The sequence below is a fragment of the Sorangium sp. So ce295 genome (genome assembly GCF_051527405.1).
Taxonomy (GTDB): domain Bacteria; phylum Myxococcota_A; class Polyangia; order Polyangiales; family Polyangiaceae; genus Sorangium; species Sorangium cellulosum_B.
Genome location: NZ_CP150324.1, coordinates 10,109,466 through 10,125,823 on the forward strand (window position 1 = coordinate 10,109,466; position 16,358 = coordinate 10,125,823).

General features: G+C 71.4%; 12 protein-coding genes. 5 read left to right on the forward strand and 7 right to left on the reverse strand.

Going from position 1 to position 16,358, the window contains the following annotated elements:
* The first annotated feature begins 25 nt into the window (after positions 1–25).
* Positions 26–691 carry a hypothetical protein gene (locus tag WMF11_RS38300; protein WP_437974305.1) on the forward strand — a complete coding sequence of 222 codons (666 nt, stop codon included), beginning with the start codon at positions 26–28 and terminating at the stop codon, positions 689–691.
* An 84-nt stretch (positions 692–775) separates the two neighbouring features.
* On the opposite strand, the gene WMF11_RS38305 is transcribed toward WMF11_RS38300, so the two are convergent.
* Positions 776–1,813: a D-alanine--D-alanine ligase gene (locus tag WMF11_RS38305; RefSeq protein WP_437710644.1), complete on the reverse strand. Its 1,038-nt coding sequence runs from the start codon at positions 1,811–1,813 to the stop codon at positions 776–778.
* A gap of 790 nt (positions 1,814–2,603) precedes the next feature.
* On the opposite strand from WMF11_RS38305, the gene WMF11_RS38310 reads away from it, so the two are divergent.
* Positions 2,604–4,205: an ATP-dependent DNA ligase gene (locus WMF11_RS38310; protein ID WP_437974306.1), complete on the forward strand. Its 1,602-nt coding sequence runs from the start codon at positions 2,604–2,606 to the stop codon at positions 4,203–4,205.
* 29 nt (positions 4,206–4,234) lie between these two features.
* On the opposite strand, the gene WMF11_RS38315 is transcribed toward WMF11_RS38310, so the two are convergent.
* From WMF11_RS38315 to WMF11_RS38340, 6 genes are all read right to left on the reverse strand, one after another.
* Positions 4,235–5,812: a hypothetical protein gene (locus WMF11_RS38315; protein ID WP_437974307.1), complete on the reverse strand. Its 1,578-nt coding sequence runs from the start codon at positions 5,810–5,812 to the stop codon at positions 4,235–4,237.
* A 398-nt stretch (positions 5,813–6,210) separates the two neighbouring features.
* A complete protein-coding gene (locus WMF11_RS38320; protein ID WP_437974308.1) occupies positions 6,211–7,818 on the reverse strand; it encodes a hypothetical protein in 1,608 nt (535 codons plus the stop codon).
* Positions 7,819–7,944: 126 nt separating this feature from the next.
* Entirely contained in the window at positions 7,945–10,680 is a 2,736-nt protein-coding gene (locus WMF11_RS38325; RefSeq protein ID WP_437974309.1) for an ATP-binding protein, read from the reverse strand.
* Positions 10,681–10,806: 126 nt separating this feature from the next.
* On the reverse strand, positions 10,807–11,406 hold the full coding sequence (locus WMF11_RS38330; RefSeq protein WP_437974310.1) for a hypothetical protein: 600 nt from the start codon (positions 11,404–11,406) through the stop codon (positions 10,807–10,809).
* Between the two features lie 150 nt (positions 11,407–11,556).
* On the reverse strand, positions 11,557–12,690 hold the full coding sequence (locus WMF11_RS38335) for a hypothetical protein (protein ID WP_437974311.1): 1,134 nt from the start codon (positions 12,688–12,690) through the stop codon (positions 11,557–11,559).
* A complete protein-coding gene (locus WMF11_RS38340; protein ID WP_437974312.1) occupies positions 12,687–13,382 on the reverse strand; it encodes a hypothetical protein in 696 nt (231 codons plus the stop codon). Before WMF11_RS38340 ends, WMF11_RS38335 begins: the two co-directional genes overlap by 4 nt.
* A 587-nt stretch (positions 13,383–13,969) precedes the next feature.
* Between WMF11_RS38340 and WMF11_RS38345 the strand changes: the two genes are divergently transcribed.
* The 3 genes from WMF11_RS38345 to WMF11_RS38355 are packed head-to-tail and all read left to right on the forward strand — an operon-like array spanning position 13,970 to position 16,309.
* Positions 13,970–14,644 carry a hypothetical protein gene (locus WMF11_RS38345; protein WP_437974313.1) on the forward strand — a complete coding sequence of 225 codons (675 nt, stop codon included), beginning with the start codon at positions 13,970–13,972 and terminating at the stop codon, positions 14,642–14,644.
* A 23-nt stretch (positions 14,645–14,667) separates the two neighbouring features.
* Positions 14,668–15,762, forward strand: coding sequence for a hypothetical protein (locus WMF11_RS38350; RefSeq protein ID WP_437979378.1), 1,095 nt, complete (start codon positions 14,668–14,670; stop codon positions 15,760–15,762).
* Positions 15,737–16,309, forward strand: a complete 573-nt coding sequence (locus WMF11_RS38355; RefSeq protein WP_437974314.1) for a hypothetical protein — start codon at positions 15,737–15,739, stop codon at positions 16,307–16,309. Before WMF11_RS38350 ends, WMF11_RS38355 begins: the two co-directional genes overlap by 26 nt.
* Positions 16,310–16,358 lie beyond the last annotated feature (49 nt).

Genomic DNA, 16,358 nt, shown 5'->3' on the forward strand with positions numbered 1-16,358 from the left:
GCGCCTGGGCGCGTACTCTCGGTGCATGGCACGTCCGCACCTGCTCCCGTTCACCGTGGTGTCGATTGCTGCGCTTGCAGCCTGTGACCGCTCCGAGTCCGCGAGCGCGCCTGCGTCCGCGGGCGCGACCGCCGCGGGCGCGACCGCCGCGGCCGCGCCGGCTGCGCCTGCCCCGAGCGGCGCGTCCGCCGTGGCGCCGGCGGCGAGCTGCCCGACAGGCAAGTGGGAATACGACTATGCCGATATGTTCCTCGAGACGCTGGCGCGCAACTCGTCGGGCGCGCGCGTCGTCAGCGAGCGCGGGAAGTACATCTGCACGTTCAACGGCAACGAGCGTGGCAGCTACGTGTGCGAGACGAGCGAGGGCGGCGTCGAGAACGTATTCGAGGCGCCCACGGCGGGGATGGCCATGAGGATCACGCTCAAGATGAACGGCCGCTCCAGCGCAGACTACGAGCCCGCGGGCCCTGGCCGCTGGAAGACGACGCGCGCCGACATGAGCGGGCTGCGCGTCGAGACCAAGGCCACGCTCGGCGGCCGCGACATGCCCGTGCCCGCGACCAACGCCTTCTCTGGCATGGACCGCCCAGGGACCCTCTTCGAGTACCGCTGTGAAGGCGACGTGTTCAAGCTCAAGCCCATCGTCGAGGGCATGGCGACCGACTTCATCACCATGAAGCGGGTGCCTTGAGCGCTTGGCTGTCCGGGGTACGCTTGGATTCGCTGGCCGCGCCCGGCTCCGGCAGGGGGCCCCGGAGCCGCGCTCGCCTTCGCTTCAGATCGCCGACTTCACGAGGCGCAGCCGCTTCTCGGCCTGTCCCCGCTCGCTGAGCCGCAGCTCCGAGGCGGCGGGCGCGCGGCGCCGCACCGGCTGGTGCAGCCTGGCGCTCGCCAGGATGGCCTCGCACAGGTCGCCGAACTCGTAGCCTGCGGCCTCCGCGATCTTCGGCAGGAGGCTTGTCTGGGTCATGCCCGGCAGGGTGTTCACCTCGAGCACGTACTCGTTCTCTCCGCCGGTCACGAGCAGATCCACCCGCACCGCGCCCGTGCACCCGAGCGCCTGGGCCGCCCGCTCCGCCAGGTTCAGGACGCCGCGGTAGCGGGTCGGCGGGAGGCGCGCCGGCATGTGGTACTCGGTCATGCCCGGCGTGTACTTGGCCTCGTAGTCATAGAGCCCCTTCTTCGGGACGATCTCGATCGCGCCAAGGACCTTCCCGTCCAGGATGCCCACGTTGACCTCGGTCCCCGCCACGAACCGCTCCACGATGGCGGCGTCGTCGAACTCGAACGCCAGCGCGAGCGCCGACTTCAGCTCCTCGAGCGACCCGACCTTGGTCACGCCGAGGCTCGACCCCTCGCCGCGCGGCTTGACGATGACGGGGAACCCGAACGAGCCATGGACGGCATCGAGCTCCTCGAGGTCCTGATTCGCACCCACAGTGTAGTAGGGAGGCGTCGGCACGTTGTGCAGCCGGAACATCTCCTTGGCCTTCAGCTTGTCCATCGCAAGGGCGCTCCCGAGCACGCTCGACCCCGTGTACGGGATCTGGGCGAGCTCCAGGACGCCTTGCACGCACCCGTCCTCACCGAGACGTCCGTGCAGTGCCAGGAAGGCCGCGTCGAGCCGCGCGCGCTGCAGCGTCGCGCAGAGCTCCGCGCCGAACCTGTCCCCGAGCGTGATCCGCACGACATCGTACCCGCGGGCCTCGAGCGCCTCGGCGACGGCCGCGCCCGAGCGCAGGGACACGTCGCGCTCACCCGACGAGCCGCCCATCACGACGCCCACCCGCTTCCGGACTTGCCGCTCCACCATCGAAGAACCTCCGTCGCCTTCCCGTGCGGACACCAACACCACGTCAGCTCCTTCCAGTACAGTCCAGCTGCCGGAGAGGTGCTGCGCAAAAACCAAGCCAGCTGCTCCCAAGGCCAAAATCGGCGGCCTTGTCAGCGGAGGGCGCTATTCCTGAGCTGTGGTTGAGGAAAACCGCGCCCGCCCGCCGTGTTCACCTGCCCACGGCGTGCCGACCGCCAACCCGGTATCAAGGCCCGCGGCGGAGGTCAACTAAACGGAGCGATCGCGCCGTCGAGGGAGACGGGCGCGGCTGGGGCCATCTCGCGGCGTGTCCGGGAGTCTGCGGCCACGGCGGGGCAGCTCCGCGCGCGCTCTCCCCCCCGCGCGGCGGCGCAGGCGCGTCGGGCGCTTCGCACCTGGGGAATCTATACGAGCGGCACACGAGATCATTTTGAAAAGCGACAGCGCTCTCGCCTGCCCGCGGCGCTGGCGGCGCTGGCGGCGCTGGCGGCGCTGGCGGCGACCGAGCGAGGCACTCGACTGCGGATGACATGATAATTCTTCGCTCGCCCCCGCAAGTGGTTGCAATCGCGAGTAGCCATCATTCCGGCGCGGGAGAGCGCTTTTCTGCTCCGGCGCCTTACACCCTTTGGTAGGCTCTCTCGGCCCATGCGGAGAACACTTGGCGCCCATGGGCCAGGTTCGATCCTGCGGAGTTCCCCGGCTCGGTTGCGGGGGACACCCTGCAGCGGCCTCGTCAAAAAGACCCGTCGAGCGTGAGCTCTCGAGGTGCCAGGGTAGGGTTGCCCGCGTGCTCGTTTCCGACCTTGTCGCCACCTCCGAGCGTGTCGCCGCGCTCTCTCGCCGTGTCGAGAAGATCGGCGCGCTCGCCGCGCTCCTGCGCCGCCTCTCGCCCGCGGAGGTGCAGATCGGCGTCGACTGGCTCACCGGTCGGCTGCGCCAGGGGCGGCTCGGCCTCGGGCCTTCGGTGTTCGCCGAGGCCCGCCGGGCCTCTCCTTCCGTCGCCCAGCCTGCGCTCACCCTGGGGGACGCCGACGCGGTCTTCACGGAGATCGCGCGCGCCTCGGGGCCGGGGGCCGGGGGGGAGCGCCGCGCGGCGCTGGCGGGGCTGTTCGCGCGCGCCACCGATCTCGAGCGGGACTTCTTCGCGCGGCTCCTCGCCGGCGAGCTCCGCCAGGAGAGGCTCGAGCCGGTCATGGTCGACGCGGTGGCGCGCGCGGCGCGGGTGCCGCCGGCCTCGCTGCGGCGCGCGGTGATGCTGGCCGGCGACGCGGCGGAGGTGGCCAAGGCCGCGCTCCTCGAGGGGGCGCTCGGCCTCCAGCGCTTCTCGCTGCAGCTGCTCCGCCCCGTGCAGCCGATGCTGGCGCAGTCGGCCGACGACGTCGCGACGGCGCTGAGCGAGCTCCGCGCGATGGCGCTGGAGTGGAAGCTCGACGGCGTGCGCGTGCAGGCGCACAAGGCCGGCGACGAGGTGCGCGTCTTCAGCCGCGGCCTCGGCCCGGTCACGAAGGCGGTCCCCGAGATTGTCGAGGTCGTCCGGGCGCTCCCGGTCCGCTCGGTCGTGCTCGACGGCGAGGCGCTCACCTTTCGCGCGGACGGCGCGCCGCACCCGTTCCAGGTCACGATGCGCCGCTTCGGCCGCGCGCACGACGCGGCCGCGCTGCGCGCCGAGCTGCCGCTGCGCGCCCTGTTCTTCGACGTGCTGCACCTCGACGGCGAGGATCTGCTCGACCGGCCCGGCAGCGAGCGCACGGCCGCGCTCCGGCAGGTGCTCGACCGGTCGCTGAGGGTCCCGCGCATCGAGCTGCCGACGGCGGCCGAGGCCGAGGCGTTCTTCGCCGACGCGCTCGCCCGCGGCCATGAGGGCGTGATCGCCAAGTCGCTCGCCGCGCCCTACGAGGCGGGGCGGCGCCGCGGCTCGTGGCTCAAGGTGAAGCGGGCGCGCACCCTCGACCTGGTGGTGCTGGCAGCCGACTGGGGGACGGGCCGGCGCCGGGGGCTGCTCAGCAACCTGCACCTCGGGGCGCGCGATCCCGCGGCCGGGGGCTTCGTCCTGCTCGGCAAGACGTTCAAGGGCATGAACGACGAGGTGATCGCGTCGCAGACGCAGCGGCTGCTGGAGCTCGAGATCGGCCGCGACGCAGACACGGTGTACGTGCGGCCGGAGATCGTCGTCGAGGTCGCCTTCGACGGCGTGCAGGCGAGTCCGCGGTTCCCCGGGGGGGTCGCGCTGCGGTCTGCGCGGGTGAGGAGATACCGGCCTGACAAGGGTGCAGACGAGATCAGCACGATGGACGAGGTGCGGGCGATCCATGCGGGAGCGCTCGCGCGCGATGCGGCCGAGAAAGGGCAGGCGGCGGGAGGAGGAGAGGAGGCGGAGGGGGACGGATGACGCTCGGGGCGAGCCGTCCGCCCTTGCTGCTATTGCAGCGCGCCGCGCGAGGGCGGGTCGTCGAAGCAAGCTCCGTCGAGATCCGTCGACAGCGCCGCGAGCGGCGTCCCGCTGCTCACGGCGGGGCTGTCCGGCTTGAGGTGATAATCCCCGCCGGCGACGTCGACGAACCCCGGATCGATCCCCGCCATCGAGCCGTAGTCCGTGAGCGGCAACCCGACCGGACTCGACGCCTCCGGATCGTCGGCCGCGTACCACAGGTTCGTGTGCAATGAATTCGTCGCCAGCGTCGGGAACGACGGCGGATAATACTCCTTCGCCCCGACGTCGCTGCGGCGATAGTACGTGATGTTGTTGACGAAGCGATTGTCCGCTGTCGCCTGAACCCTGGGGTTTTCGCCCACGCCTCCCGACCCGGGAAAGAACGACAGCAGGCTGTGGTTCGGGAACACGATGGTGTTGTTGGCGACCAGGCACCCCACACAGCCGTTGAAAGAGACCGCCGCGCCGGGCGCCACGATCAGATTTCCGAGCACGCGGACGTCCTGCACCTCGATGATGTCGGCCCCCGGCGCGACCGGCGGGCGAAACGCCTCGGGCGACACGATCGTGCCGAGCCGGACCCCGTAGCCCCCGATGACATCGAAGATGCGATTGTTGCGGATCTCGACGTCCGAGCTGCCGCCCCCGATCACGACGCCGGCGACCCTCGCCCCGTTGACCGCGTTGCGGGCGACCACGCCGCGATGCGAGCCGATGATTTCGAGCCCATTATACGCGTCCATGTCGACCAACTCGCTGTCCAGCAGCCAGAAGTCGTTGACTCCGGCCAAGCGCACAGCCGAGGCGGCATACGTGTCGACGTCGCGCACGGAAACGCGCTCGACGGCGACGAATTGCGTCACCGTCGGGTCGGCGTACGCCTCGCCATCATCGACGATGAGCGCGGGGGTATCCTGCGAAGGCAAGGTATGGGCGATCTCGAGGTCGTGCATCACTACGTGGCGCAGCCTCGAGAAGTGCAGGATCGGGCTCCCGCCGACGAATACCGGCCGATCCTCCCCCGGTGCACCGCCGATCCAGATCGGCGCCTCGGCAGTGCCGGCGACGTCGCTGATCTGCTCGGGCTCGTACGTTCCGGCGTGGATCCGCACCGCTGTCCCCGGAGTCGCCGTGCCCACGGCCGCGGCGAGGGTCGAGCACGGTGCCTCCTCCGTCCCGCACCCCGCGGCGTCCGTCCCGCCGGGAGCCACGTGGAGGAACATCACCGGATGCTTGCCGGCCGCGAAGTGGGGTAGGTTCACGCAATCCACCGGCTCGCCGGACGGCTCTCCTCCACCACCGCCCTGCCCCGGACCACCGCCCTCACCCGGACCGCCGCCCTGCCCCGGACCACCGCCCTGCCCCGGACCACCGCCCTGCCCCGGGCCGCCGCCCTGCCCCGGGCCGCCGCCCCAGCCCCCCACGCCGTCACCGCCGGATCCTCCCGATCCAGCGCCATGAGCGCCGCTCGAATTGACGGCCGGATCGGGCTCACGGCTCTCACCGCATCCGGCGAGGATGATGGCAGGGGCAAGGCTCAACAGAAGAGAAGCGATAATGCGCATGGCGTAACCTCCGCGCAACAGGCTACGTCCCCGCCCGAGGATCGCCCCTTAATCCCACCTTAAAGCGATTCGCGCGCTCCTTCCCGCGGCGCCATCGCCCTTGCTCTCCCATCCATTCCGCAGGCTCGCGGAGAGGGTGTTCGCGGGGCGGGGTGGCGGGATGGGCCGATGTCTCCGTCGCGTTCGGAAATGTTGCCTCCTTGTCGGGGCAGGAGGGGCGGCGGGGCCGCGCAGGACCCGCACGGATGTGACGCAGTACACACAAGAGGGCGCGCAGGAGAGATGCTGAGGCCGCGCAGCAGAACGCCGGGCCCGCGCAGCAGAGCGCCAGTGCCGGGCCGCAGCGGCGCCTGAACCGCGCAGCAGAGCGCCAGTGCCGCGCAGCAGGACATGTCGTCTCAGAGCGGCACGTGTGCGAGGAGGATGTCGTTCGCCCAGCCCTCGCTCTCAAGGACGCCGAAGCCGGTCTGCACGGAGAACCTGAAGCTCGTCACGAACGACAGGTGTCCTTTCGCGTCGAGCACGGAGGCGGCAAGGCTGATGTTCCCGACCTCCTCGCCGAGCTCGACGATCCGCCGCTGCGCGACGAACGCCCCGGTGCCTGGCTCGTAGGTGGCGATGTAGGTTCCCGGCGTGTTCACCGAGCCGCCGCCGAGGTCGAAGAAGTCGAAGGGTGGCGCGAGCGAGATGATGAGCGCGACCCTGCCGTCGGGCGCGAACGAGAGGCTGGTCGAGCCGAAGTACTGTGCGCCCGGGAGCGCGTTCACCCATCGGATCGCGCCGTCCTCGCCGGCGAGCTTCATGAGGAAATTGCCGTGTATACCGTCGATTCGCCCCTCCCCGAGGTCGGCGCCCCGCGCGAACTGACCGGCGATCAGCACGTCGCCGTGCTCGTCCACGATCAGCGCCTTCGCCACGTCGCCGCTGATTTCACTACTGTCTTGGGGGGCGCCGAAGTGCCTCGACCAGAGGTGGGCGCCGTCCTCCCCCGAGTACTTCGCCACCCAGGCCTGAGCGCCTCTCAGCCCGGTGGTGGAGCCCCCGCCGAGGTCGGCGTCACCAGAGAAGGTCCCTGCGACGAGGATGTCGCCGTGGAGATCCACGGCCATCCCGCTGATCGCGTACGTGATGGATCCGCTCAGGTTTCCCACGTCCGTCGCGAAGCGGGTCGTCCCGTCGGCGGCGAACCTGGCGAGGGTAAGGCGGCCCCCGGCTTGAGCGGCGACACTGACGTTGTTTCCGGGACCGACGGCCACGCGGCCTCCGAAGTCGAAGCCGCCGCCGCCCAGGCGGTGCATCCAGCGCGGGGCGCCGTCCCGATCGAGCGCGAGCACGAAGATGTCGCTCGAGGAGGTCCTCGGGTCGTCTCGTTCCAGCTCTTCCAGGACGAGGTCGCCGGCCTGGAGCGGACCGTTCGCGTAGTGGCCGATGACGGCGATGCCGTCGTTTCCGTCGACCGCGACCCCCGTGGCCATCACGCTACTGCCGCCGCCGAAGCGCCGGACCCAGCGCAAGGCGCCGTCGTCTGCATACGTGGCGACGAAGATGTCCGCGTCGCCGACGAGCGGCGTGGCGCCGGCGCCGAAATCGGCTGCTCCCCCCGACCAGCCGGCCAGGACGACGTTTGCCTCGCTATCGATCGCGAGGGCGGTGGCCTGCTCCGTCCCGGGTCCCGAAATCTGCTGGTACCAGGCCTCCGCTAGCGGCGATCCCCCGCCGCCACCCGCGCCTCCGCCGCCACCCGCGCCTCCGCCGCCACCCGCGCCTCCGCCACCCGCGCCTCCGCCGCCACCCGCGCCTCCGCCGCCACCCGCGCCTCCGCCGCCACCCGCGCCTCCGCCGCCACCCGCGCCTGCGGCCCCCATGCCATCGCCGCTGGATCCTCCCGATCCCGCGCCTGGGGCGCTGCTCGAATTGACCTCCGGATCGAGCACACGGATCTCACCGCACGCGGCGAGGGTGATGGCAGGGGCAAAGAGCAGCAGAGCAGAAGCGATGATACGCATGGCGCGACCTCCGCCGAACAGGCTACGTCCCCGCCGCAGGACCACCCCTTAATCCCCCCTTAAACCGACTCGCGCGCCCTCCCGCGGCTCCCCCGCCCTTGCTCTCCCATCCATTCTGCAGGCCCCCTACCGCCGCTCCCCCCCGCCCTCGCCCGTCTCCCCCCCGCGCGACTCGCCCCCTCCCCCCGCGGCCGGCTCCACCGCCACGTAGTGGACCGGCAGCGCCGGATCCAGCGAGTACCCGTCTGCGTCTCTCCGGAGCCACGGCTTCATCCCGAGCTTCCGCAGCTGGTTCATCGCCACGTAGATCCGGTTCGCCGCCGCCTCCGGCAAGATCCGCTCGCCGGGCCACCCCGCCTCCTTCAGCGCGGCCAGGGAGAGCCCTCGGCCGGGCGCAGACCGCTGCTGCTCGGCCAGCGCGTGCAGCAGGCGCCGCGCCGCGTGGCGCTCGCGCAGGTCGTGCCAGCCGCCGCCCGGCGGGCGGACGAAGCGCGCCCCCTCCGTCAGGAGGAGCTCGCCCTCCGCCCGCGCCTCGGGCGGGCCGCCCAGCGCCGCAAGGCTGCGCTCCAGGATCCGGAGCAGCAGCCGCACGTCGTCGGATCGGCTCGCGCTCGACGGCGATCCCTCCCGGGCGCGCGCGATCCTGCGTCGCGCCTCGCCCGCGTGCGCCGCCGCCTCCTCCCCCCGCCCGGCGCGGCGCGCCGCCTGGGCGAGCGCGAGGTCGACGAAGCCGGACGCCACCCGCGCGAGCTCCACGTCAGGCTCGTCCCCGAGCTGCGCGAGCAGCCGCTCCGCGGGCTCGATCGCGCGCCGCGCCTCCTCCACCTCGCCGACCGACGCGAGCGCCGCCCCGAGGCGGCAGAGGGCGATCCCCTCGGAGCGGCGGTCCCCGACCTCGCGGAGCAGCCCCACCGCGCGGCCGTGGCACGCGCGCGCATCGGCGAGGCGCCCCTCCTCGTGGTGGAGCGCGCCGAGGTTGCCGAGCGTGATCGCGAGCAGCCGGAGATCACCCACCTCGCCGAGGATCGCGGCCGCGCGCTCGTAGCGCCGCCGCGCCTGCGCGGGCGCCCCGCGCTCCTGCTCGAGCAGGCCGGCGTTCGTCGAGAAGATGCCCTCCATCCGGCCGTCGCCGATCTCCGCCGCGATCGCGATCGCCTGCTCGTAGTAGGCGGCGGCCTCGCCCTCGCGGCGCTCGTCGTGGTGGAGCGCGCCGAGGTTGCCGAGCACCCGCCCCTCGGCGCGGCGGTCGCCGAGGGCGCGGTGGAGCGCGAGCGCCTGCGCGTAGTGGTCGCGCGCGCGCTCCATGTCGCGCCGGCCGTGGTGGAGCACGCCGAGGTCCGCGAGGATCCCCGAGAGGAGCGCCCCTGCGCCGAGCGCCGCCGCCTGCGCCCGGGCGCGCTCGAGGTCCTCTAGCGCGGCCTCCGCCTGCCCTCGGAGCCGCCGCGCGCGCCCCCGCGCCGCGAGCGCGCGGGCCACGACGCGCGGATCGGCCGCGAGCGCCTCGGCCGCCGCGAGCGCCCGGTCGAGCAGCTCGAGCTGCGCCCCGAACGGGCCGCGGGTGCTGAGCACGGGCTCGATGGCGCAGAGCGCCCGCAGCGCGCGCTCGGCCGCCGCCTCGGAGCCGGCGCGAGGGGCCGTCGCCAGGGCGAGCGCGCCCTCGGCGACGGCGAGCAGCTCCTCCAGATCGCCGGCGATGCGGTTGAGCGCGTCGAGCGCGCCGCGCCGCTCGAAGTCCGCGGCCGCCGCCTCGCCGGCGGCCAGGTAGAACGCCGCGTGCCGCTCGATCGCGGCCTCGCGCTCCCCGCGCTCGGCGAGCTTCTCGGCGGCGAGCTCTCGCACCACCTCGTAGAGCGCGAAGCGCGTCGCCCCGTCGCTCCTCGGGGGCGCCGCGCGGAGCAGCGACTTGTCGCGCAGCGCCTCGATCCGATCGATCGCGGCGGCGTCGGGCTCCGCGAGGACGGCGGCGGCCGCCGCGAGCGTGAACGGCCCGTGGAAGGCGGAGCAGCAGGCGAGCGCCCGTCGCTCGCGGTCCTCGAGGAGATCCCACGACCACTCGATCGCGCTGCGCAGCGTCGCCTGCCGCGCCTCCCTGCCGCGCGCCGCGCCCGCGAGCAGGTCGAGCCGGCTCCCGAGCCGCGCGAGCAGGCCGCGCACGCCGAGCACGCCCTCGCGCGCCGCGGCGAGCTCGATAGCGAGCGGAATGCCCTCGAGCCGCCGCACCAGCGCGGCGACGTCGGCGAGGTGCTCGTCGCCGGGCGGCGGCGGCGGCGCGGAAGCGCGGTGGGCCGCGGCGCGATCGAGGAAGAGCGCCACGGCCGCGCTGCGCTCGGTCGAGCCCTCCGCGGGGAGGCCGAGGGGGCCGAGCTCGTAGCTGATCTCCCCTGTCAGGCGGGTGCGCTCGCGCGACGTCGCGAGGAAGCGGAGCTCGGGCGCCGCGCGCACCCACGCGTCGAGGGCCGGCGCGGCCTGCTCGAGCACCTGCTCCAGGTTGTCGAGCACGAGCAGCGCCGGCCCCTCGGTCGCGAGGGCGCGGCCGATCCGCTCGACGAGCGTCGCTTCCCGGCGTCCTGCCGCGACCTGCGCCCCGATCGCGCGCGCGACCGCGCCGCAGACGGCGCGCAGGTCGCGGCAGGCGGTGAGCTCGCAGAGCCACACGGCCTCGCCGGCGTGCGCCTCGGCCCAGCGGCTGGCGAGCTCCAGGGCGAGCCGCGTCTTGCCCATGCCGGCCGGGCCCCAGAGGGTGACGAGCCGTTCGCCGCGCCGGAGCAGCTCGGCGATCGCGACGAGCTCGCCCTCCCGGCCGATGAAGCGCGACGCGGGCAGGGCAAGGTGCCGCCTCCGCGGCCGAGCTGCGTCCGCCATGCGCCGACCTTCGATCGGACGGGGCCTGGATTCAACGCCGGAGCGGGCGGACGGCAGGGATGCGGCGGGACGGGCGCGGTGGGACGACGGCAGAGACGCGGCGGGACGGCGGAGATGCGGCGGGGCTCAGGGTCGCACGAGCGGGGTCACGAGCAGCTTCTTCCGTGCGCCGCTGAGCTCGACCTGCACCTCGATCCCGCGCCGGTCGAGCACCGACAGCGGGCGGATCGGCGTCACCTGGGCATAGAGATCGCCGGCGCCGCACCAGGTGCCCTGGAGCGCGGGCGCCTCGGTGTCGTCGGGCGTGAAGACGACGGCGCCGGTGCGGCAGCCGCCGTCGACCGCCGCGTAGAGGCCCTCGATGCGGTCGAGCGCCGCGGGACGCGCGCGAAAGGCGAGCTCCGCGCCCTCCGGCGTGCGCAGCCGCCCGGATTCGCCGCCCGGATCGGCGGTCGCCGTCCACCCGTCGCTCTCGAGCGAGAACGCGCCGCTCGGGTCCTCCGGTCCCTCGAACCACCGGGTCATGGTCGCGTAGCTGCTCACGCCCCCGCAGACGTAGAGCGTCACCGCGCCCTCGCCGCGCACGAGGGCGAGCACGGCGTCCGTGCCGTCGACCGTGCCGACCGAGATCTCGGGCGGCGGGCCTTCGGGGTCTGCAGCGCACGCCGCGCAGAGCACGGCGCCGAGCACCCCGGCGGCGCGCGCGAGCGCGCGAGCGCTCTTCATGGAGAAAACGATCCCACCGGAGCGATGAAAACGGCGCATGGGGTCTTATTTTAGTCGAGACCCGGGGCGGAGGGAGCGGCAGTTCCGTGCCAAAAGCAAATGGGAGTCCGGGAGCGCTACGCCCCCCCGTCCGGCGGAACATCGTGAGCGCTACGCCCCCCCGTCCGCCGGAACATCGCCGGACAGCCCCTTTCGTCGCGCGGCGCGGACCGCCGCGAGCCAGTGCACCTTGGCCGGGTCGCTGTCCCACGGCGGGGCCTCCCGGTAGAGCGAGTCCCAGAATTCGCGCGCTGCCGCCTCGGCGGTCGCGAGCTCGCTCTCGCCTTCGGGCGCGTCCTCGACGGCATCCACGAGAGCGCGCCATGGGTCCGAGTCGTAGCCTCTCAGGTTCGGCCACGGCCTTGCGGGTTGTCCATCGAAGAGCCCGTCGCTGCTCTGGAGAAAGCCCTCGTACGCGCTCTGGGCCACGGCGTCTCGCCGGCGACGGTTGACCTCGTCCACGCAGGAGTGCCGGTAGGACTCGGCCCATTCGCGGTCCTCCTCCGGCACGTCGTCTCGCCAGGCGCTCGCATAGAGATCGCGCAGTTCCTGCAGGAGCACAGCCGACTCCTTGAGAACCGTCGTGTGACGCAACGCGTCCGCGAGGGCTCGGTTGCGCGCCGCGCTCGGTCCGGGGAGAGGATGCGCCCTAAACGTCCAGGACCGCGCAACATCCACCACCGGGCGGATGGGCCTCGTCATGGATCTCGGGAGCCCGCGGCGCCCGCGCCGAAACCCCCTCTGAAAGGCGCGGAGCGCCGAGGGCCGGTCCACCTCGGGGGCGTCGTCGACCGCCAGCGCCCGCCAGACGGACGTCCGGTGGAGACGCGCTGTCGGATCGCCCGTCGCGCCCTCGCCCTCACCCGCGACCGTCTGCCCGAAGTCGACGACGAACGCAAAAAACGCGCTCTTGACGGCTTCGAGCAGCATCGGCCATGGCGGAGCGGGCTCCTTGTCGAACCTGCCCGTGAGGCTCTCGGGAGAGCCCGCGTCCACCGTCGGGCGGATGGCCTCGGGCCGCGAATCGTCGACCCACCTCCCGAATTTCTCGCGATGCGCTTCGGCCCATGCTCGGTCCGCCTCGGGCAGGTCGTCGTGCCATGCTTCGGCGCACAGCCTGCCCAGAAACTCAAGGTCCATGTTCCGACCCCAAAGTTCCTGGGGCGAAAATAGGCAACTCGCCGTGCCCGCCTCGACATCGATGCGCCGCATGAGGAAACACATGCGCGACGTTTTGAGCTTCATGGATGATCCCCTGGCTCACCGCCCGTCGGGTCGGTGGGTTGCTCGCCCGGAACGTCTGTCGGCCGAGGTGGGCACCCCCAGCCTGGTCCAGCGCCGAGCGGGCAGAGGAGCGGGACGAGCTGAGGGGCAGCAAATCCCGGAGGTGGCGCCGGGAGCGAGATAAGCCAGTCGATCAGCTCATCGACTGTGATCGATCTGGGGTTCGTCAGGTCGGACGGCACCTTCTCCGGCTCGTAACGAAAATCCCACACGAACCTGCACTCGACCTGCGTCACGCCCGGCACCTGCTCCTCGTGCAGGATCTTGAGATTCATGGCCGCATTGCCCCGCCCTTGAAATTCGTCGGCACACATCATGTAGGTCACGGCGATATTTCCTCCTCCAAGGAGACACTGGATCAAGTCCTCGACGGTGTACGTCGGCTCCTGGTCGTTCCAGCCGCTCCAGGTGCCGCCGGCCTTCAGCCGGCACTGGAGCTTGCCCACCTGATCGTTGTGGTCCGTCTTGTAGGTCAGCAGCCACTTCAGCGCATTGGTGTTCAATTTCCTTTTTTGCAAGTCCGATAGCACATCGGCCGGCAGCGCCGCGATCCGTCGTCTGAGTTCGTCGCGATCGTCGGGGTCCACGATCGAGCAGCCAAGGGCGATCACGGTGACCGCAATGGCCGCCATGGCTTTCAGAGGCAGCTTCATGCGCGCAGGATTCCATGGACAGGCGGTGAGCATCAAGCCATCCCCGCGCCGCGCCTTCCCGATGCGTACCTGCGGGCGCCGCTGTTCCTGAGCGAGCTCACACGGGCGCGAGAGGACCACGCTACACCCCCGTGCCAGAGTGGCGCCACCGCCCCAAACCCGACGCTTACGCCTGGGACGATATCACCAGAGACCGGAGCGATAAAAATGCCCATGGGGTCATATTTTAGTCGAGACCCGGGGCGATGGATCCGGAGTTCCGCGGTGGACGGCCCCGAGTTCGTGCTCTCTCAACCTGGGTCGAGCGGCGCGAGCGTTCGCCGAGCCGCGCTCGAAAGAACGGCGCAACTCTGCGCTGCTGATGAAGGGCGGGTCGGGCGGGCTTCCTCGACCCGGCGATGTTGGGCCGACTGTTCGGCACCGTCACTGCACTTCTTCAAACGCGAGACCCTGGCCAGTGGCGGCGCTTGGGCGCCGGTCAGCGTCCTCCAGATGGTCCGTCGCGGCTTGACCGGCGGCGGCGACCACTGGTAGGGTCGGCCACCGTCTGCGGGTACGTGGATCGGTGAATCAGGGAGGGGAAACCGATGAATCATCGGCGCGGCGTTCTGCTCGTCGTGTTTGCCTGCGGCTGCTCCATCGTGGATCCCAGCGATCGCGACGAGCTGAGACACCAGCTCGCGTCAATGCCACTCCAAGAAATATCGAGGCTCAAGAGGCTAGGCATGAACGCCGCGGCCCTCGACTGGCTTCAGGGCAGGCCACCGGGAGATCAAATGGGCAAACTCCAGTGCCGCTACCAAGCTGGCGGTCAGTGGACCGAGTGGGCCGACCAGGAGCCGTCCTATATTGTCGCAGACATGCGCGTCTGTCTCATCGAGGAACCTTTCATGGTGACCTACCTGATGTGCAAGGACGAATGGGAAGCGCTGCAGCGTCAAATCAGAAAAACTGATCTCATGAACAGCCTGCCGATCCCGGGCGGAGCGACCGTCGAGTGCCGGTTCGTATGGGACTTCCGCTACGAACCGGACAAGGTACCGGCCGAGCTCACCGACCCCGACGCGGTCGACATGGACGACATCATCAATACCCTGATCGCGCTACCCGCGCCGCCTCCTGGATGGGCCTTTCCTCGGCTCGTCCCTCTCCTCTGCCCGCTCGGCGCGGGGCCAGGCTGGGGATGCCCGCCCACGCCCACGGACCCGACCGGCGGACAGCCCACGGACCCGACGGGAGGACAGCCTGGAGATCGGCCATGAGGTGGCTGGCGAAGCACCCTGGAATGCTCGCAGTGCAGGAGGCAGGCTACGGATACGGCCTGTTCACGACCAAGAGCCCCGATCTCTGGAAATGGCACCTCGAGAATCTCGGCCAGCTGTGCGCAGAGGCGTGGGACGATGGCCTGCCCGAGGAAGACCACGCATGGGCGGAGCCGTATCGCAAGAAATTCAGCAGATGGCTTGACGTTCCCGGACACGCTGACATCGGCCACAAGGCGAATGCAGCGGATCTCCAGAACCGCCATGGCCGCTTCGGCGGAGAGCCCGCGCCACCCTGGCCCATGCTGCTGGAGGCCGTCAAAAGCGCTTGTTTTGCGATGATCGAGACCGCCAAACAGATGCGCCCCGGCGCGAGCGAGCGTGCGGCGGAGGATCCCATGCCGCGCCTCCACAGGACCTATTTCTGGCGAACGCTGACGTCCGACGATACGGCCGCGGAGATCCGAGCCGAGGCGCTCCGCGCCTTTCGGAGGGGATTTCGGATCGGCCGCCGTGGAAGACCGAGGACGCTGACGAGGCTCATCCACCCGATGCTGGAGCCTCCCGCGATCTGGGATATTGCGGCGCCCGCGCTTCCCGGTCCGAGCGCCGCGCGCGAGCGGGCCATCAGGGCGCTGCCGGTTCCGGACGATCCGAAGGAGCTTGCGGCACGCGAGCAGGAGCTGCGAGCGCTGTATGCGATCGCATGGCGAGATGACGTGCCGGAGGAGGACCGCCTCTGGGCAGCGCTGTACCGTGAAACGTGCATGCTGTGGGTGAATCAATGCCGGAGAAATGCCCTGGCGCAGAGCGCCTATGAAGGCTATCTCCAGAGCAGCGATGGACGCTTCGGCAGCGGGCCTGCTGGACCGTGGCGTAGCGTGGACGCCTTCGCCAAGGAACCCTGGTATTCTCTCGTGGACCGTGTCGAGGACGCGCCCGAGGGCGAGAGCGAGCCGGCGACGGCCGAGGCAGCAGTATGGGAATACTGGGATGCGCTCTACCGGGACGCCCCACCGTGGGACAGCGACCCCGACCGGGCGCACTGGCTTGCGGCGGTCCGCGCCGCTCGAAGGAAGGCGCAGGCCGACGATGGTCCGCCGGCGATGGGCAGGTAGCGCTCGGACGGGGTCGCGCGCCGGGCTCGTCGCGCTGTCGCTCCTGCCCGCGGTCGCGCGGGCGGAAGAGAGCGCGCCGCCGCGCTGGGAGATCGACGTCAAGGCGACCTACGTCGTGCTGGGGTCGCGTGCCACGCGCGCGACGGGCGGCATCATGCCATCGGTCACCGGCTTGCGCCGATGGCCCGTCCGCAACGCCGTGGACATCGGCATCGGCGCCGACGTGGGCCTCTTCGGTCTGGGCGGCGACGCGCACTGGCTCGGCGTGCTGACCGGCCCCACGGCGGCCGTCCGGGGCAGGCCGTTCCGTGCGCCGGTGTCCTTCGAGTTCGCGGCGCGGCTCGACTTCGGGCGCATCCCTGTGTGCAACGCATGGGGGTTGTGCCTGCGTTATCTTGGATTCTTCCCGGCCATGGAGGCCGGCGCGGCCTATCTATCGACGCAGCATGTGGCAATCGTGGCGACGTGCGGTGTCCGCTTCGTCAGGACGCTCGCGTGGTCCGGCGTCAGCGTGGAGCCGGCGGCAGCGGGTCGAATCTTCTGGTAGTCAACCGCCGCCAACGGACGCCACCGCTGGCACAATAGCCCTGGGAGAG